General features: G+C 43.1%; 26 protein-coding genes. 15 read left to right on the top strand and 11 right to left on the bottom strand.

Going from position 1 to position 23,892, the window contains the following annotated elements:
- Window positions 1-12 precede the first annotated feature (12 nt).
- Entirely contained in the window at window positions 13-1,080 is a 1,068-nt protein-coding gene (gene fbaA / locus M3P07_RS17350) for a class II fructose-bisphosphate aldolase (RefSeq protein WP_249971196.1), read from the top strand.
- Window positions 1,081-1,117: 37 nt separating this feature from the next.
- The gene (accD, locus tag M3P07_RS17345; RefSeq protein ID WP_249971195.1) at window positions 1,118-1,978 is read left to right on the top strand and encodes an acetyl-CoA carboxylase, carboxyltransferase subunit beta; all 861 of its coding nucleotides are present in this window, start codon (window positions 1,118-1,120) and stop codon (window positions 1,976-1,978) included.
- A 45-nt stretch (window positions 1,979-2,023) separates the two neighbouring features.
- Here the strand turns inward: accD and M3P07_RS17340 are convergent, their stop codons facing one another.
- Complete coding sequence (locus tag M3P07_RS17340) at window positions 2,024-2,911, bottom strand: hypothetical protein (RefSeq protein ID WP_249971194.1); 888 nt, start codon at window positions 2,909-2,911, stop codon at window positions 2,024-2,026.
- 174 nt (window positions 2,912-3,085) lie between these two features.
- Here M3P07_RS17340 and rpsO point away from each other — a divergent pair, with 174 nt between their 5' ends.
- From rpsO to M3P07_RS17295, 9 genes are all read left to right on the top strand, one after another.
- Window positions 3,086-3,355, top strand: a complete 270-nt coding sequence (gene rpsO, locus M3P07_RS17335; RefSeq protein WP_249971193.1) for a 30S ribosomal protein S15 — start codon at window positions 3,086-3,088, stop codon at window positions 3,353-3,355.
- A gap of 197 nt (window positions 3,356-3,552) precedes the next feature.
- A complete protein-coding gene (locus tag M3P07_RS17330; RefSeq protein WP_249971192.1) occupies window positions 3,553-5,775 on the top strand; it encodes a polyribonucleotide nucleotidyltransferase in 2,223 nt (740 codons plus the stop codon).
- A 160-nt stretch (window positions 5,776-5,935) separates the two neighbouring features.
- A complete protein-coding gene (locus M3P07_RS17325) occupies window positions 5,936-6,799 on the top strand; it encodes a sigma-70 family RNA polymerase sigma factor (protein WP_073180565.1) in 864 nt (287 codons plus the stop codon).
- A gap of 355 nt (window positions 6,800-7,154) precedes the next feature.
- Window positions 7,155-8,219 (top strand): sensor histidine kinase, encoded by a 1,065-nt coding sequence (locus tag M3P07_RS17320; RefSeq protein WP_249971191.1) that lies wholly within the window; start codon window positions 7,155-7,157, stop codon window positions 8,217-8,219.
- 14 nt (window positions 8,220-8,233) lie between these two features.
- Entirely contained in the window at window positions 8,234-8,983 is a 750-nt protein-coding gene (locus M3P07_RS17315) for a LytR/AlgR family response regulator transcription factor (RefSeq protein ID WP_249971190.1), read from the top strand.
- 217 nt (window positions 8,984-9,200) lie between these two features.
- Window positions 9,201-11,414 (top strand): DUF5916 domain-containing protein, encoded by a 2,214-nt coding sequence (locus tag M3P07_RS17310; protein ID WP_249971189.1) that lies wholly within the window; start codon window positions 9,201-9,203, stop codon window positions 11,412-11,414.
- Between the two features lie 65 nt (window positions 11,415-11,479).
- Entirely contained in the window at window positions 11,480-12,139 is a 660-nt protein-coding gene (rpe, locus tag M3P07_RS17305) for a ribulose-phosphate 3-epimerase (protein ID WP_249971188.1), read from the top strand.
- Entirely contained in the window at window positions 12,139-13,125 is a 987-nt protein-coding gene (locus M3P07_RS17300; protein WP_249971187.1) for a YpdA family putative bacillithiol disulfide reductase, read from the top strand. The genes rpe and M3P07_RS17300 overlap by 1 nt, the downstream gene beginning before the upstream one ends.
- 73 nt (window positions 13,126-13,198) lie before the next feature.
- Entirely contained in the window at window positions 13,199-13,945 is a 747-nt protein-coding gene (locus M3P07_RS17295; protein WP_249971186.1) for a hypothetical protein, read from the top strand.
- Here the strand turns inward: M3P07_RS17295 and M3P07_RS17290 are convergent.
- The 9 genes from M3P07_RS17290 to M3P07_RS17250 form a co-directional block, all read right to left on the bottom strand.
- The gene (locus tag M3P07_RS17290) at window positions 13,942-14,490 is read right to left on the bottom strand and encodes a hypothetical protein (protein ID WP_249971185.1); all 549 of its coding nucleotides are present in this window, start codon (window positions 14,488-14,490) and stop codon (window positions 13,942-13,944) included. The genes M3P07_RS17295 and M3P07_RS17290 overlap by 4 nt on opposite strands.
- 1 nt (window position 14,491) lies before the next feature.
- On the bottom strand, window positions 14,492-15,433 hold the full coding sequence (locus M3P07_RS17285) for an ATP-grasp domain-containing protein (RefSeq protein WP_249971184.1): 942 nt from the start codon (window positions 15,431-15,433) through the stop codon (window positions 14,492-14,494).
- 98 nt (window positions 15,434-15,531) lie between these two features.
- Window positions 15,532-16,257 carry an NRDE family protein gene (locus tag M3P07_RS17280; RefSeq protein ID WP_249971183.1) on the bottom strand — a complete coding sequence of 242 codons (726 nt, stop codon included), beginning with the start codon at window positions 16,255-16,257 and terminating at the stop codon, window positions 15,532-15,534.
- Complete coding sequence (locus M3P07_RS17275) at window positions 16,245-16,730, bottom strand: DinB family protein (protein ID WP_249971182.1); 486 nt, start codon at window positions 16,728-16,730, stop codon at window positions 16,245-16,247. Before M3P07_RS17275 ends, M3P07_RS17280 begins: the two co-directional genes overlap by 13 nt.
- Before the next feature lie 5 nt (window positions 16,731-16,735).
- Window positions 16,736-17,389 carry a LysE family translocator gene (locus tag M3P07_RS17270; protein ID WP_249971181.1) on the bottom strand — a complete coding sequence of 218 codons (654 nt, stop codon included), beginning with the start codon at window positions 17,387-17,389 and terminating at the stop codon, window positions 16,736-16,738.
- A gap of 114 nt (window positions 17,390-17,503) precedes the next feature.
- On the bottom strand, window positions 17,504-17,950 hold the full coding sequence (locus M3P07_RS17265; RefSeq protein ID WP_249971180.1) for a YHS domain-containing (seleno)protein: 447 nt from the start codon (window positions 17,948-17,950) through the stop codon (window positions 17,504-17,506).
- Between the two features lie 246 nt (window positions 17,951-18,196).
- Complete coding sequence (locus tag M3P07_RS17260; protein ID WP_249971179.1) at window positions 18,197-18,691, bottom strand: Spy/CpxP family protein refolding chaperone; 495 nt, start codon at window positions 18,689-18,691, stop codon at window positions 18,197-18,199.
- Window positions 18,692-18,696: 5 nt separating this feature from the next.
- Window positions 18,697-19,014, bottom strand: coding sequence for a hypothetical protein (locus tag M3P07_RS17255; RefSeq protein ID WP_249971178.1), 318 nt, complete (start codon window positions 19,012-19,014; stop codon window positions 18,697-18,699).
- Window positions 19,015-19,064: 50 nt separating this feature from the next.
- The gene (locus M3P07_RS17250; RefSeq protein WP_249971177.1) at window positions 19,065-19,682 is read right to left on the bottom strand and encodes an RNA polymerase sigma factor; all 618 of its coding nucleotides are present in this window, start codon (window positions 19,680-19,682) and stop codon (window positions 19,065-19,067) included.
- A 77-nt stretch (window positions 19,683-19,759) separates the two neighbouring features.
- Here M3P07_RS17250 and M3P07_RS17245 point away from each other — a divergent pair, with 77 nt between their 5' ends.
- Genes M3P07_RS17245 through M3P07_RS17230 form a run of 4 tightly spaced genes read left to right on the top strand, consistent with a single transcriptional unit; the run spans window position 19,760 to window position 22,062 of the window.
- Window positions 19,760-20,053 (top strand): EF-hand domain-containing protein, encoded by a 294-nt coding sequence (locus tag M3P07_RS17245; protein WP_249971176.1) that lies wholly within the window; start codon window positions 19,760-19,762, stop codon window positions 20,051-20,053.
- Between the two features lie 12 nt (window positions 20,054-20,065).
- Window positions 20,066-20,827 carry a YHYH protein gene (locus tag M3P07_RS17240; protein WP_249971175.1) on the top strand — a complete coding sequence of 254 codons (762 nt, stop codon included), beginning with the start codon at window positions 20,066-20,068 and terminating at the stop codon, window positions 20,825-20,827.
- Window positions 20,814-21,404, top strand: coding sequence for a toxin-antitoxin system YwqK family antitoxin (locus M3P07_RS17235; RefSeq protein WP_249971174.1), 591 nt, complete (start codon window positions 20,814-20,816; stop codon window positions 21,402-21,404). The genes M3P07_RS17240 and M3P07_RS17235 overlap by 14 nt, the downstream gene beginning before the upstream one ends.
- Complete coding sequence (locus tag M3P07_RS17230) at window positions 21,373-22,062, top strand: SCO family protein (protein ID WP_249971173.1); 690 nt, start codon at window positions 21,373-21,375, stop codon at window positions 22,060-22,062. Before M3P07_RS17235 ends, M3P07_RS17230 begins: the two co-directional genes overlap by 32 nt.
- Before the next feature lie 2 nt (window positions 22,063-22,064).
- Here the strand turns inward: M3P07_RS17230 and M3P07_RS17225 are convergent, their stop codons facing one another.
- Entirely contained in the window at window positions 22,065-23,651 is a 1,587-nt protein-coding gene (locus M3P07_RS17225; RefSeq protein WP_249971172.1) for an aldehyde dehydrogenase (NADP(+)), read from the bottom strand.
- Between the last annotated feature and the right edge of the window lie 241 nt (window positions 23,652-23,892).

The following is a 23,892-nucleotide window of genomic DNA, read 5'->3' as shown; positions in this document are numbered from 1 at the left end:
CTAACTAAAATTATGTCCCACAATATCAAGCCGGGCGTAGCAACTGGCGATGAAGTCCAAGCAATTTTTAATCATGCAAAGGAGCATGGGTATGCCCTACCAGCGGTCAATGTAATCGGTTCCAACACTATTAATTCCGTTTTGGAAACCGCAGCGGCCCTAAATTCTCCTGTAATTGTTCAGTTTTCAAATGGAGGAGCCCAGTTTAACGCAGGTAAAGGATTGTCCAACGAAGATCAAAAAGCAGCTGTTTTGGGGGCTGTCGCAGGTGCTAAACACGTGCATCAGTTGGCGGAGGCCTATGGCGCTACCGTTATTCTACATACCGACCATTGTGCCAAAAAGTTGTTGCCTTGGATTGATGGAATGTTGGAAGCCAGTGAGGAGCACTATGCAGCCACAGGAAAGTCATTGTTCAGTTCACACATGATCGATTTATCCGAAGAACCCATCGAGGAGAACATCGAGATCTGCAAAAAGTACCTGGAGCGCATGAGCAAAATGGATATGACCTTGGAAATTGAGCTCGGAGTAACTGGTGGTGAAGAAGACGGAGTGGACAATACGGACATTGATAGCTCTAAATTATACACCCAACCCGAAGAAGTGGCCTACGCTTATGAAGAACTTTCCAAAGTGAGTCCAAAATTTACCATTGCCGCAGCATTTGGTAATGTTCATGGGGTATACAAGCCTGGAAATGTAACCTTGACACCAAAGATTTTAAAGAATTCACAAGAGTTCGTAGCTGAAAAATTTGGCGTGGAGCACAATCATATCGATTTTGTATTCCATGGTGGTTCCGGTTCCTCAGTGGAAGAAATCAGGGAATCCATTGGTTATGGGGTAATTAAAATGAATATTGACACCGATCTACAATATGCCTTCCTTTCTGGGGTACGCGATTATGTTCAGGATAAATCTGGATATCTTCAGTCCCAAATCGGAAACCCGGATGGGGATGACCAACCCAACAAGAAATTCTACGACCCAAGAGTTTGGCTTCGTGATGGCGAAAAGGCATTTGTTGACCGCTTAAAAAAAGCATTTGAAGATTTAAACAATGTTAATACGTTGTAGTATACCGGAAATAGCCGTTTAATTTAATTTTGATTGCATGTCGTCTTGGTTTAAGAGAAAGGAAAAAGGAATTCAAACCGCTACGGAAGAGAAAAAAGACACCCCCAAGGGCCTGTGGTACAAGTCACCCACAGGCAAAATTGTGGAGTCGGAAGATTTAGCGAAAAACTTTTACGTAAGCCCCGAGGATGATTACCACGTACGAATTGGCAGCAAGGAGTATTTCCAAATACTTTTTGATGACAACAAGTTCAAGGAATTGGATGAAAAATTGTCTGCCAAGGATCCCCTAAAGTTCGTGGATACCAAAAAATACTCTGAAAGATTGAAAGCCGCCCAACAAAAGACGGGATTGAAAGATGCTGTTCGCACGGCGGTAGGGAAATCCAATGGAAGGGAATTGGTCATCGCTTGTATGGACTTCAGTTTTATTGGAGGTTCCATGGGGAGTGTGGTAGGTGAAAAAATTTCTAGAGCCATTGATGTGGCCAAAAAGAAAAAGATTCCGTTTCTAATGATTTCAAAATCAGGAGGAGCCAGAATGATGGAAGCTGCGCTTTCCTTGATGCAATTGGCTAAAACATCGGCCAAATTGGCCCAATTGGCCGAAGCTAAGATTCCATACATTTCTTTGTGCACCGACCCAACAACGGGTGGTACCACGGCTTCTTACGCCATGTTGGGGGATATCAATATTGCTGAACCTGGCGCCTTGATTGGCTTTGCTGGCCCCAGGGTGGTAAAGGATACAGTTGGAAAAGATTTACCGGAAGGTTTCCAAACCTCTGAATTCGTGAAGGAGCATGGATTCTTGGACTTCATCACCCATAGAAAGGAATTGAAAAAGAAAATCAATCTCTATATCGATTTGATTACCAATCAACCGATACGATCATAAAAAAAAGCCCCGAAATTCGGGGCTTTTCTTTTTTTGCATCAGGAACTATTTTTTCCAAAATCGTCTTAGGAATATTTCCTTTTCCGTGCCATCGGGCTGGGTTAAGATACCCTTGGCATCGCAAGTTCCGTCACCAAAATCCAGACTTGCAGTGTTTTCGTTTCTTGTAATTTCCAAAACACCACTCACAATAAACCTACAGGCCATCTCCCTACGCAGCGGGGAAATTACCTCCTTTATAAATTCATTGCCCTCTCTACCAATATAGGTTCGCTTTCCTGTGATAAGAAACACATTATCGCCCCAAAAACCGGAGCCATATCCCTCGATCCACTCTCGGGTACGGGTTCCTTCAAAAGAAGCGGTGTCCCCTTCGGGCCAAGTAGCATTGAAGGAGGCATTTGCTGTTCCTTGGGGATTTCCATTTTCATTGGCGCGTACTCGAAGAATATCCGCGGAACCTTCCACGGCCACACCATTGAAGGTAAAGTTTTCCAATGTCAGGGCAATTGTCTTGGAAGCAGCCTCCATATCCTTGGCATAACTCAAATGGATAAGCCCAGAAAGTACATTCCCATTTGGCAATTCACATCCTTCACCAAAATCGATGGTCTTCTCGCGTGTAGTACTTGTTACCTCGGTGGAGATTGTTACACAATCCGGTAAATGATCAGAACGGTAATCAAACTTGGAAGTCAGGGAAATTTCATCCGTTGCATAAACATCTTCAGCAATGGTAGTGACCTCCTCCGAAATCATTTCCGTTTCATCGCTGTACTGCAGTTCCGCAACCGATATCACGTCTTCGCCATTATCTGTCAAATCATCGGCAGAAGCTTCGTCTTTGGTACACGAAGTGGCCAGCAATAGCAAAGTGGCAAGAAATAGTGGGGCAAATCTTGCGAAGTTCATTTGTTTGAGACTCTTTTTCATAATAATTGAATTTAATGGTTTGCTTCTTTGACAAGCCTTAATGTAAAAGGTTTAATGCTATGTTAAATTTTTCATTACAAAAAAAGAGTTATCTTTGCACGCTGATTGCTCGTCCTGAGATAGTCTAAGGAACTGAGAATCGCATACATAAAAATCATTTAACTAAATATTGGAATGTATTTAACAAAAGAAGTAAAGGCCGAGATTTTTAAAAAACACGGCGGCTTTGAGGGCAACACTGGTTCAACGGAAGGACAAATCGCATTGTTCACCCACCGTATCAACCACTTGACACAACACCTTAAAAAGAACCACAAGGATTTCAACACCGAGCGTTCTTTGGTAAAATTGGTAGGTAAAAGACGTAGTCTTTTGGATTACCTAAAGAAAAAGGATATTGAAAAATACCGTGCCTTGATCAAGGAACTTGGTATTAGAAAATAAAATAGTGGGAGCCTAGGTAAGCTCCCATTATTTTTATCCCTACCTAGGTTTGGGATAGAAAATCACAAAAAGCTACCTATAGTTTTTCATTGGTCCGTGCCCCAGAGGCACACAACACAACACAACCCGACCGTCCGGATGGCGGTAGACCAAAGTTTAACGACCCGCATTCCTAAATGCCGGGTAAGACTAATTTTATGATTCCAAAAACTTTTAGAGAGGTCATTGACCTCGGTGACGGTAGGGAAATCTCTATCGAAACTGGAAAATTGGCAAAACAGGCCCATGGTTCTGTTGTTGTCCAATCGGGCAAGTGTATGCTATTGTGTACGGTTGTCTCCAACTACAAACAAAGCGACGTGGATTTTCTTCCATTAACGGTAGATTATCGCGAAAAATTTGCCGCTGCCGGACGTTATCCTGGCGGATTCTTTAAACGTGAGGCCAGACCAAGCGATGGCGAGGTATTGACCATGCGTTTAGTGGATAGGGTTTTACGCCCATTGTTCCCAAAGGACTACCACGCTGAAACCCAGGTTATGATCCAGTTGATGTCGCATGACGAGAATGTAATGCCCGATGCCATGGCAGGGCTTGCTGCCTCCGCTGCCATCCAACTTTCGGATTTTCCTTTTGAGTGTGCCATTTCTGAAGTGCGTGTAGGTAGGGTAAACGGTGAATTGATTATCAACCCGACCCGTGAACAACTTAAAGAATCCGACATTGATATGGTAATCGGTGCTTCTGCCGACTCTGTAATGATGGTGGAAGGTGAAATGGACGAAATTTCCGAAGAGGAAATGGTGGAAGCCATCAAGTTTGCGCACGAGGCCATCAAGGTTCAATGTGAGGCACAGCTAAAATTGGCTGAAGCTTTCGGAAAGAAAGAAGTACGTGAGTACGACCCTGAAGTTGAAGATCAAGAACTTGAAAAGAAAGTTTACGATCTAACTTATGATAAAGTATACGCTATTGCCAAAGCAGGTTCTGCAAAGCATGAGCGAAGTGCAGCTTTTGATGCTATAAAAGAAGAGGTAAAAGCAACATTTTCTGAAGAAGAATTGGAAGGAATTGGTGGCCTTGTATCCAAATATTTCTACAAAGCCGAAAAAGAGGCGGTTAGAAACCTTACTTTGGAGGAAGGCCTTCGACTGGATGGTCGTAAGACCGATGAAATTCGCCCAATCTGGTGTGAAATTGATTATTTGCCATCTGTTCATGGTTCTTCCATTTTTACTAGGGGAGAAACCCAAGCTTTGGCAACGGTTACCCTTGGTACATCAAGAGAAGCCAATCAGATTGATATGCCATCTTACGAAGGTGAGGAAACCTTCTATTTGCACTACAATTTCCCCCCATTTTCTACAGGGGAAGCCAGACCCATTCGTGGAACCTCCCGTAGGGAAGTAGGTCATGGAAACTTGGCCCAACGTGCATTAAAAGGCATGGTTCCTGATGATTGTCCTTATACAGTCCGTGTGGTATCCGAAGTATTGGAATCCAACGGTTCCTCTTCCATGGCCACCGTTTGTTCCGGTACCATGGCCTTGATGGATGCTGGTGTACAATTGAAAAAGCCTGTTTCAGGTATTGCAATGGGATTGATCACCGATACTGAAACTGGTAAATACGCCGTACTATCCGATATTTTGGGTGATGAAGACCACTTGGGAGATATGGACTTTAAAGTAACAGGTACTGCTGATGGTATTACCGCATGTCAGATGGACATCAAGGTAAAGGGTCTTTCTTACGAAATCTTGGTAAAAGCATTGATGCAGGCCAAGGACGGTAGATTGCATATCCTTGAAAAGCTGACGGATACTATCGCTGCTCCTAACGCAGATGTTAAATCCTACGCACCAAAAATTGTTACCAAAATTATTCCGGGAGAGTATATTGGAGCAGTTATAGGTTCCGGTGGAAAGGTAATCCAGGAATTGCAGAAAGAGACCAATACTACTATCGTAATCAACGAAGATCCAGAAACCGAAGAAGGTATTGTGGAAATTTTGGGAACGGACCAAGCAGGTATCGATGCGGTAATCGCCAAGATCGATGCGGTAATGTTCAAGCCTGAAGTAGGTAGCGTTTACGAAGTAAAGGTTATCAAAATGCTAGACTTTGGTGCCGTGGTTGAATATATGGAAGCTCCAGGTAACGAAGTATTGCTTCACGTTTCTGAATTGGCATGGGAACGCACTGAAAATGTTTCCGATGTGGTAAACATGGGCGATGTTTTTGATGTAAAGTACTTCGGACTTGATCCAAGAACAAGAAAAGAGAAAGTTTCCAGAAAGGCTTTGTTGCCAAAACCTGAAGGTTACAAAGAGCGTCCCCCAAGAAACGACCGAGGTGGAGATCGCAGAGGTGGAGACCGTAGAAGAGACAATCGCGATAGAAAACCCAGAAGGGACTAAATACTAGTCCAATAGCAGAATTTAAAGGCTCCAAGCACCGCTTGGGGCCTTTTTTGCAACAAAAATCCAAATAAACATTACCAAATTGTAACTTTTTCCCATTTCCTACGTATAACTTAATGAGCTTCGGTTCTAAAATTAAAAAAGAAGGGATAATTAGATGAGACAGTTAAAAATTACAAAACAGGTTACCAATAGGGAAACCGCATCGTTGGACAAGTACTTGCAAGAAATCGGAAAAGTGGATTTGATCACGGCCGATGAGGAAGTGGAATTGGCACAGCGAATCAAAGCGGGCGACCAGATAGCCTTGGAAAAATTAACTAAAGCCAACCTCAGATTCGTGGTGTCTGTTGCAAAACAGTATCAAAACCAAGGATTGACCCTTCCTGATTTGATCAATGAAGGAAACCTGGGTTTGATCAAAGCCGCACAGCGTTTTGATGAAACCCGTGGATTTAAATTTATATCGTATGCCGTTTGGTGGATTCGTCAGTCCATTCTACAAGCGTTGGCAGAGCAGTCCCGTATTGTTCGCCTTCCATTGAACAAGATTGGTTCCATCAACAAAATCAACAAAACATTCGCCTTTTTGGAGCAGGCCCACGAGCGTGTGCCCTCTGCAGAGGAAATTGCCAAAGAATTGGACATGACCGTGGAGGATGTAAAGCAATCCTTGAAAAACTCGGGTCGCCACGTATCCATGGATGCACCATTGATCGATGGGGAGGATTCCAATCTTTACGACGTATTGCGTAGTGGTGAATCGCCAAATCCGGATAAGGAATTGTTGCACGAATCACTTCGTACCGAGATCGAGCGTGCTTTGGAAACCTTAACGCCAAGGGAAGCAGATGTTATCCGTTTGTACTTTGGTTTGGCTGGGCAACATTCCATGACATTGGAAGAAATTGGAGAAACTTTCGACCTAACAAGGGAGCGTGTTCGACAAATCAAGGAGAAGGCCATTAGAAGGCTTAAGCATACGTCTAGAAGCAAGATTTTAAAGACATATTTGGGGTAACCGTAGGATTATCCACACAAATTACACGTTAAACAAACCTTAAATTTGTTTTTTGGCAGGAAAGTTGTAATTTGTAAACCTACAACAGTTTATCATGACTGTTCGTTTTTTGATTGATGAATAAACTCCGGCTGATTACCGGAGTTTTTTCATTTTATAAAGTGAACAAAGCTTCTTATTCGGTTGAAATCCATTTTTTGTCGCTCCCAACATCCATTCACGGTAAGAATCAGACATTTAACACTAAAAACAGGTTGTCTACGGCCAGCATTCCCAATCCCTGATCATATTTTGTACTTTCAACCCCTCAAAACAAGATTTTGACTCGAAATCAATGGCAAAATATTGAATTTGCATGATAGAACGCATCTTGTATGAAAAAAACCGGATTTACTACCACTTCCTATTTTGGTTGGGGTATATCTTGTTTTATACCGTGTTTTGGGGCAGTTATGAAGGCAATTATTACGATCAGTTTCTACAGCTGTTGTTTTTATTGCCTTGGAAAATCATCCCCACCTATATAACGCTCTACTATTTAATGCCCAAGTACCTCTATCCCAAAAAAATGGTGATGTATGTGGTACTTTCTTTGATTCTGGCAACCAGTATGGCCCTCATAGACCGATATATGAGTTGGCGCTATGTTTACAGATGGTTCTATTTTGAAGAAGGGCATTGGAAAGATCCCGTTTGGTACTTTCCGAAAATCCTAAACTCCTTGATACGGGTCTATACTCCCGTTTTTGTGGCCATGGCAATAAAACTACAGCGTTTTTTTTATCAGAAAGACCAGATAAACAAGACCCTGGAAAAGGAAAAAGTGGAAACCGAACTAAAGTTCCTCAAAGCACAGATTCACCCCCATTTTCTTTTCAATACCCTGAACAGTATCTACTCACTTTCCTTGGCCAAATCCGCCAAGACCCCGGATGCCGTGCTAGGGCTTTCCAAGTTTTTGGACTACATGCTCTACGACTGCAACGATAAGTTGATCACCGTGGAAAAGGAATGGGAACAACTGATGAATCTGGTAGAACTCGAACGGCTGCGCTACGGCGACAATTTAACCATTACAACAACCCTTAAGGACGATAATAAGGAGAGTTTGATTCCTCCCCTCCTGCTTCTCCCCTTTGTTGAAAACGCCTTTAAGCATGGAGCAGATAACCTTATCGAAGATTCTTGGATCAATATCGACCTGAAGTTGGACAACCAACAATTGCAGTTCATGGTGGAAAACAGCAAGGCTTCCGCAGAGACTGAGGCAATTTTGGACAGTGACAAAAATATAGGATTAAAGAACGTTAAACGCCGTCTAGATCTGTTCTTTCCAGACAAGCACGAACTCAAAATTTTGGAAGAACCGGACAGTTTTTTGGTAAAATTGGAAATTGACCTGAGCGGTCCAAGTTCCTAACTTCGCAACTAAGTATGACCAATAAAATCAAATGCATTATTGTTGATGACGAACCTCTTGCTAGGGATGTGTTGGAAGGGTACGCCAAACAGATAGATCAGTTGGAGGTGGTTGCCATTTGCGCCAACGCTGTGGAGGCTTTTGGTCATCTCCAAAAACAGGAGATAGATTTGGTTTTTTTGGACATAAAAATGCCCAAAATCAATGGTTTGGAGCTGTTGGAATCTCTAAACCCAACTCCCTTGGTGGTGTTTACAACGGCCTATCGCGAGTTTGCCATAAAAGCCTTTGAACTGGACGCCATTGACTATCTATTAAAACCCATTTCCCTGAGTAGGTTTATGAAGACCATTTCCAAGGCCAACAAATATTTATGTGGTGGAAACGGGCACGTACATACTGAAACACCAAATGAATCCCCTGTTTCCAATAGTACAAAGGAGGAACCTGAACTGCTTTATATCAAAACACAACGAAAAATTGTAAAACTGGATTTATCGGATATCAGTTATTTGGAAAGTTTGAACGATAAGGTCATCATACATACCTCTAAATCAGAAATCCCTACAACGCAGCGAATCGGATACCTTGCTGAAAAATTGCCCAAAACCCATTTTATACGTATCCACCGGTCGTTCATTGTTTCCTTGGACAAGGTAACGGCTTTCAACAGTATTATGGTCGAGGTTCATGGAAAAGAACTCCCAATTGGCAGAAACTATAGGTCCCATGCGCTTGAGGTCCTGCAACGCCAGTCCTCATAAGAAAAACTTTAACTTTTACTGCGTCTTTCTGTTAAGCATTCCTTAATTCGGCTGCCAACGTCCCACTTCACACGTTTTCGACCTACTTAAGGTCCTTTTCGGCACCAAACAGACCATAAGTGTCATTTACCAGAGTTCCAAGGGCATACCCAAAAATCATTTGTCTTTACCTGTGAAGTGGTGGATCTTTGGACCATCATCAAAAAACGAACGGTTCATGAAAACCTTATGGCCAACCTTACTTTTATTGTTACCAATAATGGGGTTTTCCCAAAATGGTGGCGGCGATACCAGGGCGAAATTCAAATACCAAATCAAAAAAGCAACTAACCACATCACCTTGGACGCCGTCATCGGGGAAAACGAATGGGAAGAGCACATGGCTGTTAGCCAATTCTACAATCACTGGCCTTCCGATATCGGGCAGGCACAAAATCAAACAGAGGTTAAACTGACCTACGACGACCAAAATCTATATCTCTTGGCCAAATGCTACGACGATGGGGAACGCATCGTCCAGTCCCTGGTAAGGGATAGCGACGAGGATTATTGGGGTAGTGACAACTTTTCCTTGGCCTTGGACCCCGTGAACACCAAACAAAGTGGGTTCTTTTTTGGCGTTACCGCCGGGGGCGCAGAAACCGAAGGAAGTCTTACCATTGAAGGGTCCTTGACCTGGCTTTCTGAAAATTGGGACAATAAATGGACTTCCAAGACTGCCCAATATCCCGGGTATTGGCTTGTAGAGATGGCCATTCCGTTCAAAACCCTGCGTTATAACCCCAATCAAACTACGTGGGGTATCAATTTTGTCCGCGGGGATAAAAAAAACAATGCATACACCACATGGACACAGTTTCCCGTGAACTTTAATGGAATCAGCATGAACTATATGGGCTCCCTGGAATGGGACCAAAGTCCCGAAAAAGCGAAAGGTGCATTTATTTTCAACCCCTATGTGACTTCCTCCTCTATACGGGATTTTGAAGACAGTGAAGAGCTGGAGGCCCAACTGAACAGTGATTTGGGAGGGGAGGTTAAAATCGCACTAACCAGTAATCTCAACCTTGACCTTACCCTTTTTCCCGATTTTTCCAATGCGGATGTGGACCAACAAGTAACCAATATTACCCGTTTCAATATATTTCTGCCTGAGCAACGTAATTTCTTTTTAGAGAACAACGACATCTTTGCCAATTTCGGAACCTATGATGTCAAACCCTTTTTCTCTAGACGAATCGGCATCATGGATGGGGAGGCCATTCCCATTGATTTTGGAGGTCGATTAACCGGTAACGTCACCCAAAACCTTCGAATTGGTGTCATGAACGTGCAAACCAGACAAACGGATGAGTTCGCCGCCCAAAACTATAGCGTTGGGGCCTTTCAGCAAAAAGTACTGAAAAGGTCCGTAATCAAAGGAATATTTATCAATAGACAGGCTACCAGCAATACTTCTGAACTGGAATATTCGAGAAATGCAGGGCTAGAGTTTAGCTATGTCTCGGAAAGCGGCAAACTGAACACTACTTTTTTATACCACACTTCCCTTACTCCTGAAAACCACAAGGACACCCATTTCTATGGATTTGATGGCTATTATAGCTCCAAACGTTTAAGAACCGGGTGGACCCTGAACGTTGTCGGGGACAATTATATCACCGAATTGGGAATCAACCCCCGTTTGGAAAATTACAATGCCGAAACCGAAGAGACCATCCGTTTGGGATATACCCTTATTAACCCATGGTTGCGCTACCTCACTTTCGTGGAAGATGAAAACAAAAAGCTTAATTATCACGGATTGCGGACTTGGCACAACCTCTATTTGAATTCTGATGGCACTTTCAACGAGAGCCAGAACAATGTGGGTTGGGACTTTGAATACCGAAACACGGCCCGAATGATTGTTTTGGCAAGGTTCCGAAAGGTGGATTTGATGTTTCCAACATCCTTGCTAGGTGATGATTACACACCCATCCCTATTGGGGAATACAATTTTCCGTGGATGGAGTTGCGCTATAGTTCAGATGTGCGGAAAAAATTTGTCTGGAATACCAATCTGGCCTACGGGGAATTCTTTAATGGTTCCCGAATGGGGGCCATGGTGGAAGGCTCTTTTAGACTTCGGCCCTGGGGAAGCTTTGGAATTGCCTATGATTACAACGACATAAAATTGGCCGATGGCTACGGAGAGGATAAAATACACCTCATGAGGTTCAACGGTGATGTTAGCTTTTCCAATAAACTGTTCCTTCGGAATGTACTGCAATACAATACGCAAGGAGACAATGTGAGTGTTTTTTCCCGCTTACAATGGCGCTACAGCCCAATGTCGGATATTTTCCTGATCTACAACGAAAACCACGACACCCAAGGTTTGGGAATCAAGAATAGGTCGGTGGTTCTCAAAGTGACTTATTGGCTATAGTAAACCAAGGGTCCATCACCTAAAGCCGGATCATTTCGCTATTTTTGTGTAAGCTTTTATTCGAGATGCATAAAAAACTAGTTGCTCCTTCCCTTTTGGCGGCGGATTTCGCCAACCTACAACGAGATTTAGAAATGGTAAATCAAAGTGAAGCCGACTGGTTTCATCTTGATGTAATGGATGGGGTTTTTGTCCCCAATATTTCTTTTGGTATGCCCGTTATCAAATCCATAGCGGAACATGCCAAAAAAACCTTGGATGTGCATCTAATGATCGTAGATCCGGATAGGTACATCAATACCTTCGCTAGTTTGGGTGCGGATAACCTTTCGGTGCATTACGAAGCTTGTAATCACCTCCATCGCACCTTACAGTCGATAAAATCAGAAGGGATGAAGGCTGGGGTGGCCCTAAATCCACATACCTCCATCCACTTGTTGGAAGACACCATCCAGGACATTGATTTGGTTTGTTTGATGAGTGTTAATCCGGGATTTGGAGGGCAATCCTTTATCGAAAATACCTATCAAAAGGTAAGCGACCTAAAAAATCTTATCGAACGAAAAAATGCAAATACCCTGATAGAAATTGATGGTGGGGTAAATGCCTCCAATGCCAAAAAATTGGTGGATGCAGGGGCAGATGTTCTTGTGGCCGGGAGCTTCGTGTTTAAAAGTGCAGACCCAACTTCAACAATCAAGGATTTAAAAGAAAAGATTGCCTAATGCAGCAAGATTTTGATATCGTTATCATTGGTGGGGGACCAATTGGCATCGCCTGCGGATTGGAGGCCAAAAAAGAGGGGCTGAGCTACTTGATCATTGAAAAAGGGCCGATTGTCAACTCCCTATTTAATTATCCTATAAACATGCAGTTTTTTTCTTCTTCAGAAAAACTGGAAATCGACAATATTCCCTTTATCAGCAAGGAGGCTAAGCCCAAACGTAATGAGGCCCTGGAATACTATCGCAGAATCGTTACTTCCAACCAATTGAACATTCATTTGTTTGAAAAAGTGGAGGAGGTCAAAAAAGAAGCGACCCAATTTCATATCCAAACCGATAAATCCGGATATACCGCAAAAAATGTCATCGTTGCCACTGGGTTTTATGACCTACCGAACAAGATCAATGTTCCTGGAGAAGATTTGCCCAAGGTTTCCCATTATTATAAGGACCCCCATTTTTATGCCAGTCAAAAATTGGCAATTATTGGAGCCAGCAACTCCGCCATAGATGCCGCGCTTGAATGTTGGCGAAAAGGGGCCGAAGTTACTTTGATCATTCGAGGGCCAGAAGTGGGGCAACGCGTTAAATATTGGGTGAGGCCGGATATCATCAACCGAATCAAGGAAGGTAGTATAAAAGCCCACTACAATGCCACAGTTAAGGAAATAAAATCCACTGCACTAATCATCAATACCCCGGATGGAGAGTTGGAACTTGAAAACGATTTTGTACTGGCCCTTACCGGGTACATGCCCAATTTTACCTTTTTGGAGCAGTTGGGCATCGAGCTTTCCAACGATGAAAAAAAACTTCCCACCTACGACCCCAATTCCATGGAAACAAACGTGGATGGGCTGTTTCTGGCCGGTGTTATCTGCGGAGGGATGGAAACACACAAATGGTTCATAGAGAACTCAAGAATACATGCGCCCATAATTGTAAAGGCTATCAAAGAAAAAATGCAATTGGTAGGTAGTTCCTAAATGGACTGCGACAATCTCGTTCGGAACATTCAAAAATTCCTTAAATTTAAGAGATGACCTTTGAGATTTCGCTATGAAAATGCTACAACAATTGCACCTTGCCGCCCAATATCTGGCTACGGCGGGGATAAGTTTCTTGGATAAAAAAGAAGATGATAGCCACACCAACCTTGGATTTTCAGTTGCTTCAAAACGATTGGAGACTTGGCCATTAAATGAAGCTGGGACACAACTTTGTTTAAATTACCTTGAATTTTCCCTGGAATGGAGTGGAACTGAGGAGCGTTTATCCTTGGAAGGAAAAGATCATGAAACCATAGTGGATTGGGTTTCAAAAACCGCTTCAAAAGTGGGTCTTTCCAAACCTTATCAATTCAATTTACACTACAAGCTTCCCTATAGTTTGGGTGGAAATGCCACGTTCGGGTCACCCGATTCGGATAGTATACAGCAATTGATTCAAATTAGAACAGTGGCCAAACAAGCACTTTCCAACTTTTTAGAAATGGAAAATTTGTCCTCGGACATTCGGGTTTGGCCCCACCATTTTGATACCGGGGCATTCGCCGCTTTGAATGATGGTTCTGGCAAGTCGATAGGCTTGGGTTTGGCCATTCCGGATTCGTTGGTGGATGACCTGTACTTTTACATTAGTGGATACCGAGGTCCTAATAACCTGAACACTTGGGCTTTTAAATCCCTCACTCAAGGTAAATGGGTAAATAATAATTTTAAAGGCGCCATTTTACCTGCCTCGGGCATTACCAAGGAGGTAGCTACCCAGTTCTTTAAAGAGGCTATGGAACGGTACAAAAACTAAATGGAAATCAAATATTTCAGGGAAAGACTGGCAATAAACCCCTGTTCCACCTCATCCCCACGGGTTATGGCATTGATTTCCCTGCCAAAACCAGCGGTCAATCCAATTTTGGAACCACCATTTTTAATGGGAAGAAAATACCCTCCTTCCAACCAGGGTTGCACTATCACCACATAGCTGCTTCCCCGAATAGGAGCATCTGCTGGGCCAATGTCCGTCCAATCGATATTCATACTCCAAACGTCTACATTGAATCCGGCCACAAATTCACCTGGACCTGACGAAAAATGCTTTTGCAACCCCAGGGAACCGCCAAAGCCTTCGCCCTCTTCGCTTACATTCACATCGCTGAAATCCTTACGGTCCGTGAAATTGGCTCCGACCCTAAAAACTAGGTAAGTATTATCAGTGAGGAAATGTTCTAGGTTCAGGGTTGGGATAAATCCTGCAGGATAGCCCTGAAAGGAAACACCAAATGAGGTGTCTTGGGCCTGCAACATCCCCAGGAAACCAAAACATAAGCCTAAAAACAGGCCTTTTTTCATTCTATATCAGTTTAAGTTGTGCCTCTAAGGCCCCATTTTCCCTCAACATGGCCCTTCCGTCCCTAAAACTGAGGTAGGAATGCCCCCTTTGGTGATTTAGCATGCTTATACGGTTCATGTAGTTCCAATGCCTCGTAATTTCCCGCCAAGCAAAAAATAGGGAGTGCTTGGGGTCGTAGATATGGGTAGCCTCCCCTCCTGCCCCATTGATTTCAATAATGCTGAATTTTTCCCCCTTGGATAATTCTTCAAGCGAATTGTACAATACATCCAATCGGCCATAATGGAACCCGTCCATTCTGGAGCAAATTCCATCTATAGTGTTCAACAGTCCAGTATTGAGCTTGTGGCTTATGTCCACAAATTTTGCTCCCCTTGTGTGGCTACCAAAAGGAACCAAGATAAATTCCTCATTTTTTTCCAACACTTCGTCCAATTGATCACCAAACTTTTTTTGAAGTGCCTTTAACTGTAAATGACTCCTGGGGTCCTTTTTGATGAGCTGTAAAACGGAACTGTCCCCGTCCCCCACCACGGTCAAAAATTCCTTTGAAACAATCCCGGTTATCTTGCCTTTTCGTTCACCTGGCATACGTACATAGAAAATACCTACCTCTTTGGTGTAGGGAATCAGTTTCTGAACCAGAAAGTTTTCCGGGGTTTTGGCAAAATAACGCTGGAAATCGTCTTTGTTGTTGATTTTTTCTACCCCAAACGCCCTCATGCCTATATCCGGTTTGGCAATAAAGGGAAATGCAATTCCAGCATCCAAAACCCTCTCCAGTGACAAGGCGGGATTGTCGTTTTTGGAAATAAAAATGGTCTGCGGAATGTTCTCTTTTGGAATAAGGTTATAAATGCCCATTTTGGATTCCATGGCCATTCCCCCATTTTTCATCGAGGGATTAGCAGCGTTAAAAAAGAAAAGGGACCTAGCTTTCATGGAAAAATAGAGCCACACCGGAAAAAGTGGATAGTAAATTGCCCAAAAAGGCCAATATTCCCAGTGCGTTAGCCTATGCCATTTTAACTTTAAAGAACTCATCTAACCGTCGCTATTTTTTTAGGTGAATAGGGAAATTCAAATGCTTTATCACGCAACAAATCGAAATGTTTCATGACCATTGAATCTTGGTCCAGAGCGACTTGGGTCACACTAAAAGTTTTCAGGCCAGTGCTTCTATCGATGATAAATCCATTTTCAAAGTCCTTATTGTTGTTGGAATGGAAATCAACAACATTCGATGCCGTAACCTTGTCGCCAGCGGTAATAAATTCATCAAACAAGGATTCCCTTTGGGCAATGGCCTCCTTGTTGTACAAGGTAACGGAAGACCAGATATAATCCTGGCTCGAATCCAAGTCCTTTGTGAACTTTTGGTTGCCGTCCCATCTAAACTCCTGCAAGCTAGTCCCTGTAAACAGAATTAGGGTAAAGGGTTCAATTCGATTTAAATCCATTGTTTGCAGGCTTGCGTTGGGGTCTTCACTTGCAATTACATCCAATAACACCAGTCCTCTGCTTTTGACATAGGGAAGTACCCTTTCGTGGTTCTCAAACGCACCATTTAGTAATACGGCTACCGTACCAAACTCGTTCATGGCGAACCAGGTACCTCCGGCCAAGGGGTCTCTGGGAAATACAACTTGCACCCCGTTAATGCTTTCCAATTTTGGCTCCAGTGCTACCGGGCGGGCAATATGCTCATCCCTATTGGAGGTAATGAAACACCCTTCTTTAGGGGATATATAACTTACTGTGCACATACTTGTCTATATTGGAGGGTTGATGGGGCAACCCCAAAAGATTCGGGAATTTCGATATTCGTAAAATGCTGGATTCCCACCTTGATCAAGGCATGGTGGTGAATGGTGTGCTCTAAATTATACAATACTTCCCTGAAATAATTGGATTCCAAACAGGTTTCTTTTCCACAAAGTTCATAAGTGACCCTCACATTTTTGTTCGGCCTTTCCAAATTGGTTTGAATCCACCCAATACACTCAATGGCAAAATCCATTTCCTGTTCGATTCTCGGATTTCTTTCCCTGCGGTCATAGGAAACATCCGCCTCGGGATATCCTTTGAGCAAACACTGATAGAGCTCAATAATGTGCCTTGTATGCTGACCAATACTGGAGTTGGAAAGTACGCAACAGGGTTGCGCATAGCTCCCCGCCGGCAACTGTAAAAGAATTTCCTTGAATTGTTCCAATGTATCTATGGAAGATCTAAACATATTGTTTATTGGATTTTGGGTTTAAGATGTTTCTTGATTATCAAATAGGCGAGATATACCGAAAAGCCAAGGTACAGTGTTCCCATTAGCAAATTGGTTATCCTACTGTAATCTGTATAGTTTGTAAATATGAATTTTCCCGCTGCGATAAAAACCCCAAGGCCCACAAGAGTTCCCAAACCAATGCCCAATAGATAGCAATTGTACGACTTTGTGGTATTTTCCAGCATTCCTTTTGAGGAGAGCACCTTGTTACATGTGACCCAAAAAGGAAATTGCAAAGGGTTCAAGGAACTCAACAAAAGCCCCAAAACAAAGGCTGAACCAACTCTTGGAAAAAAATTGGTTTCCGAAAGTAATTGCTGGGTTTGCATTGAAGCCAAAAAACTGGATATCGCCAAATAAAATAGGAGCAACGCACCTAACGGGAGAACATATTTGGTGAGCTTCTCCCCGATTTGTAAAAAGTGATTTCCGAACAAGGTCAATCGCACCATCACCAACTCTACCAGAACCACGGCAAGGGCAAACCAAACTGCGGCTACGAGGCCTTTTGAGGCAGCAATATCAAATGCGGTTATATTGAGTGTTCCTAGGGGCAATGTTCCCAAAAAACTCACTAACATACCTGCAAGGCCAACCTTTGCGTACTTATCCATTTGAGAAAATAGCGTTCGTCAAAACTTGGTTTTATAGTCTCTAAAATAAAAATACCTAACAGCGCCCAAAACAAATTTCCCGGTCATCATGGGGAATTTAACCTTAGCTTAAGATTATTTCCCTAAAACTTTGGCCCAGTTTTTATCCGCTTTAACCTTGAGCTTATCTGGTGAACCGTCCAACCAAAGTTCCAAAGTGTTTGTTTTGCCGGCATTGTAGAATAGGTAAAGTTTGCCATCCCTAATCTCGAAGGTCATGGGGTCTACATTTACCTTTTTACCGGACAAGGCGACCGCATAGGCGCAATACCCACCGTATTGAGGAACGTATTTATCCGGATTGTCATTGAAAGCATCTAAATTTTCTTGAGTGGCAAATTTGTATTCCGCACCTTCATGAGTTGCCACCAATCGCTTGTTTCCCACCTTTGCATCCCCATTAAAATAGGCCACAACATCGTAGCCTTGTGCTGCATACCCTTTTTTAGTATTGATGTGTTTGGATTGACTTTGGGCCGTGGCCGCAAAAAGAAAGGAAAGGATAATCACTAAATTTTTCATTGGAGTGTTATTTCTTTTTTAGGTCGCTGGGCCTTCTGGCACATTACAACATCCATTAGGGCATTTCGAGAGAATTGATGAAGAAAAGCCCGGATACCAAGGCTTCCGGGCTCATTACCAACCAAAAAATCTAATCAACTATCAATCAAAATGACTGCATCGTTATAGATTTAGATGACTTATTTTCAAAAAACTTGCGCTGACCAACATAAAATTCATTGGCCTTCTTATAGGCCGTTGTACCCATCAATGGGGAGGTGGACCCGGCGGGTGACCATCCCTTGGAGGTCTTTCTCCAGGAGGACCCTGCATTCGCGGGCCACGTTTCATTGCCTTCAATAGTATTCGTTCCAGCTTTATTCTTTGTTCCGGGGTACAAACTGACCCAATGTTTCTAAAATGGTCAAATACTTCGACATCCTTTTTTTGGTTCAGAATTCCAATTACTGCGACCAAAGAATCCCTTTCTTTTTCCGAAAAAACCTCGTTTTGGGCATTCCTAAATAGCTCATGCCTCAAGTCCCTTAATTGGTGGTCAATTTGTTTCATTCTGTGCCAATGTTCACGCTCCAAATTTCGAAATTCAACCGTCTGTTCATCGGTCAGGCCCAATTCTTGGATTATGAAATCCCTTGAAGGTCTGGGTTTTCTATCGGGTTTGTCCAAAACCAAGTAGAGCAGCACCCCATTCATCACCATCAAAAAGACCAAAAAAACTATAAGTAGTGGATTTTTTTTCATGGTCATTAGTTTAGGATGGAGTTACTCTCTGAAGCTGACAAATGATAGGACTCAGCCAGGGACTGCAGTTCTTCTTCCTCGTTGGAACTATTGTACAAGAATAAGACAGTAAAGTTAAGTATGGCAAATAGGATCAATATGGCCACTTGATACCTAAATCCGAACCATCCTGGCATGGCCGATTCTGATTGGGCTTCAGGCTCCCGGGCTAGTTGGTTCAGCACCTTATCCTTAAAAAAAGGAGGTGTTTTCACTGTCTCAATGGAGGAGGCAGCTTCCAGAATCCTATCTATTTTTTGTTGCGTAGTCTTTTCAGCATCCATGACTATTTCTGTTATCTGTTTAGATGTTATTTTCAATTTTATCTTGTGGCCTAATCCATATTTTTATAATAGACCTCCAGTATTTTTTGCAAATTCTTCCTGGCCCTAAACAAAAGGGACTCTATTGAGGAAACACTTTTTTCAGTGATTCCGCTGATTTCCTTGTAGCTCATACCATCAATTTTACTCAAGGTAAAAACAATCCGTTGAGCCTCTGGTAGCTGGTTGATCGCCTTGAACAAAATTTCGTTTCTTTCCTTATTCTCCAATTGCACCCCTGGGTGGTCGAAAACCGTGAAATAGGAAGTTTTGTCCATTGGGGTGGCGTTTCCTGTTATGGACTGCATGAATCCAAATCTTTTTTTTGTGCTCTTCTTCCGAATAAACTCCAGGCTTTTATTGACAGAAATTCGATAGATCCAAGTGGATAATTTAGAATTCCCTTTAAACTTATGAATGGAATTGTACACTTCCACAAAAACCTCCTGGGCAATGTCCTCGGCATCTTCCCGATTGGGAACAAAAGAGAGACAGGTGTTGTAAACCTTTGCCTGAAACTCGTCCAACAATCTGCTATAAGCGGATTGCTTCTGTTCCTTTAAATCGTTTAAAAACTGCTTATCCTCCAAAAGAGCCCGGGGTTGTTCTCCCTGCAATTTAAGAAGCACTTTTTGAAAAAAATGACATGGACACCACAAGTTTTTGAAAAGAACCACATCTAAAATCAAAAACAAAAGGAATACAAATGAAGAAAATCACATTAAAGAGTGCCATTGCAATTGCATGCTTTACGCTATTGGGATTAACCCAATTATCCGCACAAAAACAGGGAGAAAATGGGGAGCGCAGAAAGCCACCCACCTTTGAAAAGCTGCTAGAGCACATGGACGCCAATGAAGACGGAAAACTATCTGAAGATGAAATTAAAGGTCCCTTAAAAGAGCATTTTGCCAAAGTTGACCTTAACGAAGACGGTTATATCGATGAAGAAGAATTCAACAAGGCGCCTCGACCCAAAAAACGAGGCAAGAACCAATAAACCCACATTACCATGAAAAAGAAAACAATTTTGCACCGATTATTTTCCGGTTCCACCATTCTGACCGTTTTGTTGGCCGGCTTTTTGGCCTGTAGCTCCGACACGGAAGAAGAAGATATGGTTACAACAGGGGAGCTTCACGCAGCATTCGCCGAGTTTGATGAAAACAATACGGATATTTATCTAGAAGGGACCAATGTGGTAATCGAAACCAATGGTCTGCCCAATCATACTTCTGTATACTGGGGACCTGGACAGAGCCTTTACATGGAAGAACCCAATGTGGAGACTACCCCAAGTATAATCCCCAACTTCAATGCAGAAGCGACGTTGCGGGTTCCCCAAAATCCACAATTGGCTTCCAGTAGCACCTCCACAAATATGGGGGCGATTGGAATTGCAGTGAGTGGGGCAGCCATTTTTAACGACCAAGAGGGAAGCGGACCACTAAACGAGGCAGCTGCAAGTTTGGATTACACAGGCGGACATATCGGCCCTGCAGAGTACCATTACCATTTGGAGCCTACCGCATGGTCCGAAGATGATGAAAATCTAATTGGAATTTTGGCCGATGGCTTTTTTATCTACGGAAGAAAATGCAATTCCACGGGAACCTATCCCACGGATTTGGATGCTTCCGGTGGCCATACCCACACGACCCAGCATTCGGACGAAGCTGAATATCACTATCATATACAGAACGAACTCTATTTGAACCAGTATTATGTCATTTTCCCTGGCGATTATCAAGGTAGTCCCAATGCAATTAACTAAGTACGCTATTGTTGGTCTGCTATCCATGTTTTCCATGGATAGCGGTCAAACTACGGTTTGGAACAAGGATGCCCTTATCGAAGGCCATGAAGTCTTTAAGAAGGAGTTGACCCTGAATCCTTTGGAAGGTGTGTGGTATTATGATGGCAAGGCGTTTACCGGGTACGCCCTAAAATATCATTCCAACGGTACCCTAGCTGAACAAATAGGATATCTGAAAGGCAAGAAAGAAGGGGCGGCTAGAAAGTGGTTCGATACTGGTGTACTTCGAACTAAGGCAGTTTATATTAAAAACCGATTGCACGGGGAATATAAATCGTGGTGGCCCAATGGCTCAATAAGTACAATTTCGCAATATACATTGGGAGTTAGGCATGGTGAACAGTGCAAGTGGTATCCCAATGGACAACTTGCCCGAGTAATGCGGTTGAAGTTGGGCAAAGAAGAGGGATTACAGCAAGCATGGTTAGCTTCTGGGAAGTTGTACGCGAACTATCAGGCCAAAAATGGCCGATTTTTTGGATTGAAACGGTCAAATCTGTGTTATGAGGTCAAAGATGAAATTGTCCAGAAGTAGTCAAGCACTGGCGGTATTGTTTTTAATGATCGCCCTTGGTTGGGGATGCAAAGAAACCGAAACCGTTAAAAAGCATAGCAGGGTAGACGTTTTACCGTATTACGATGACCCTTCTTTTACCCCTAAATGGGTTAATTCCAAAAGTGATTCCATCGATGGTTTACATCGGATTCCAAAATTTAGATTGATCAATCAATTGGGAGATACGATTTCGGAAAAAACGTTTGACAACAGCATTTATGTTGCCGATTTTTTCTTTACCACCTGCCCGGGAATTTGTCCCAAAATGACCCAAAACATGGCCCTTATCCAAGCAGAATTCCAAGGTGACGGGGAAGTGCTCTTATTATCCCATTCGGTGACCCCCCAACTGGATTCCGTTCCAGTGTTAAAACGCTATGCCGATACCAAGGGGATCAAACCAAACAAATGGCATTTGGCCACCGGCGAACGAAAGGATATTTACAACCTGGGGCGCTTTGCCTATTTTGTCGAAGAGGATTTGGGATTCCAGAAAGGGGAAGATGAGTTCCTCCACACTGAGAACTTTGTGCTTATAGATAAAAACAGGCACATTCGAGGTATTTACAATGGACTGAACAAAACGGCAATAAATCAACTTATTGCCGATATAAAGACCTTAAAAAAAGAGCAGTGAACTTACGCCTTGGGAAGTATGTACGTGCCATCCTCCAAACGCAGAATATGCAGCGGATTGCTTTCTTTCAATTCATCCGGGAGTAGTTCATCAGGAAAATTCTGATAACAAATAGGCCTGGTAAATCTAGTAATTGCGGCAGTTCCTACAGAGGTCATTCGAGCATCCGATGTGGCGGGAAAAGGCCCCCCATGCACCATGGAATGGCACACCTCTACGCCAGTTGGAAAGGAGTTGATCAGCAACCTTCCCACCTTACGCTCCAATAATTTTAGTAAATCCGCATACTCCAACAAATCTTTGGATGTACCGTGTACCGTAGCTGTAAGATGTCCATTTAAGTTTCGGGCAATTTGCAACATTTCTTCCTTGTTGTTGGATCTAACCAACAAGGTTGATGGACCAAAAACTTCCTCTTCCAGCGCTTTGTCCGATAGAAAATCAGTTGCTGAAACTTCCAATATCTCAGCTGTTCCTTGTGAACCTCCTTCAAGTTGTTTTCCCTTTGAAATAGAAGTTACTTGACTTTTTGATTTTAGCTGATTCAATCCGGATACGTAGTTGTGTTGAATAGCTTCCGTTAACATCGTGGCCGATTCTGAAGTGGAGATATTTTGCTCCAGTTCTTCTTGAAATTGATCGCCCTTGGCTGTTTTTGGAACTATAGTAATCCCAGGATTGGTACAAAATTGCCCTACACCAAGTTGCACCGAACCTGAAAGTCCATTTGCCAAATTCCCATGATTTTCTTCCAAGGATCCAGGAAGCATGAAAACAGGATTTGTACTACCCATTTCGGCATATACTGGGATTGGCTCATCTCGTCGAGCCGCTTCATCAAATAAGGCTTTACCTCCCCTAAACGAACCGGTGAATCCTATGGCCTTGATCAAGGGATGCTTTACAATCGCTTGTCCAACAGCTATGGACGCTCCTTGGACCAACGAAAAAACACCTTCGGGCATTTTGCTTTTTCTGGCAGCCTCCAAAATGGCAGTTCCGACTAATTCCGATGTGCCGGGATGCGCAGGATGTGCTTTGACCACAACAGGGCAGCCCGCAGCTAGCGCAGAAGCCGTATCACCGCCTGCCACAGAAAATGCCAACGGAAAATTACTTGCACCGAAAACCCCTACAGGACCCAATGCTATTTGCATTTGACGTGTATCCGGCTTGGGAACCGGTATCCTTTCTGGATTGGCGCGATCTATCCTTGCATCCACCCAGGAACCCTCGCGCAATAAACTTGCAAACAGTCTCAATTGTCCTGTGGTTCTCCCCAATTCCCCTTTCAATCGACCTTCTGGCAGTCCGGTTTCTTGGGTGCACCGGGCCACAAGTTCGCTCTCAACTTTAGATAGCTCTTCGGCAATGGTCTCTAAAAAGGAACCTTTTTCCAAGCCGCTTTTGTTTCTATAAGATTCAAAGGCCTTCTCTGCCAATTGAATTGCTACGTCCACCTCGTCCTGGGTGGCTTCAAAAAATGGGATTTCCAACGAATCCCCTGTAGCTGGGTGTTTTGCATAAAAGGCCTTATCTCCTTTTGCGGATAAACCAAAACCAAGAATATTTTTACCGTTCAAGCCCATGGAATAGTTGAATAAAATTATCGGCTAAAGGTAAATTGATCCCTCCAATTGAAAAAGAAAAAACGTAGAAACCCTAGGAAGCAAATTTCAACACAAAGCTCCGCTTCTTGAACCGAAAAGCCCCACTTACAAATTCAAGCGGGGACTTCTTTTGCACCAAAAGGTTTGGAGGTAACGGATTGCATATCCCCACAAAGCTCCGCTTTGAAAATAGTTCAAACAAAAAAACGCTCAAGCAAGG

The organism is Flagellimonas myxillae (assembly GCF_023502235.1).
Lineage (GTDB): Bacteria > Bacteroidota > Bacteroidia > Flavobacteriales > Flavobacteriaceae > Flagellimonas > Flagellimonas myxillae.
This window is presented reverse-complemented; position numbering and strand designations above follow the sequence as displayed.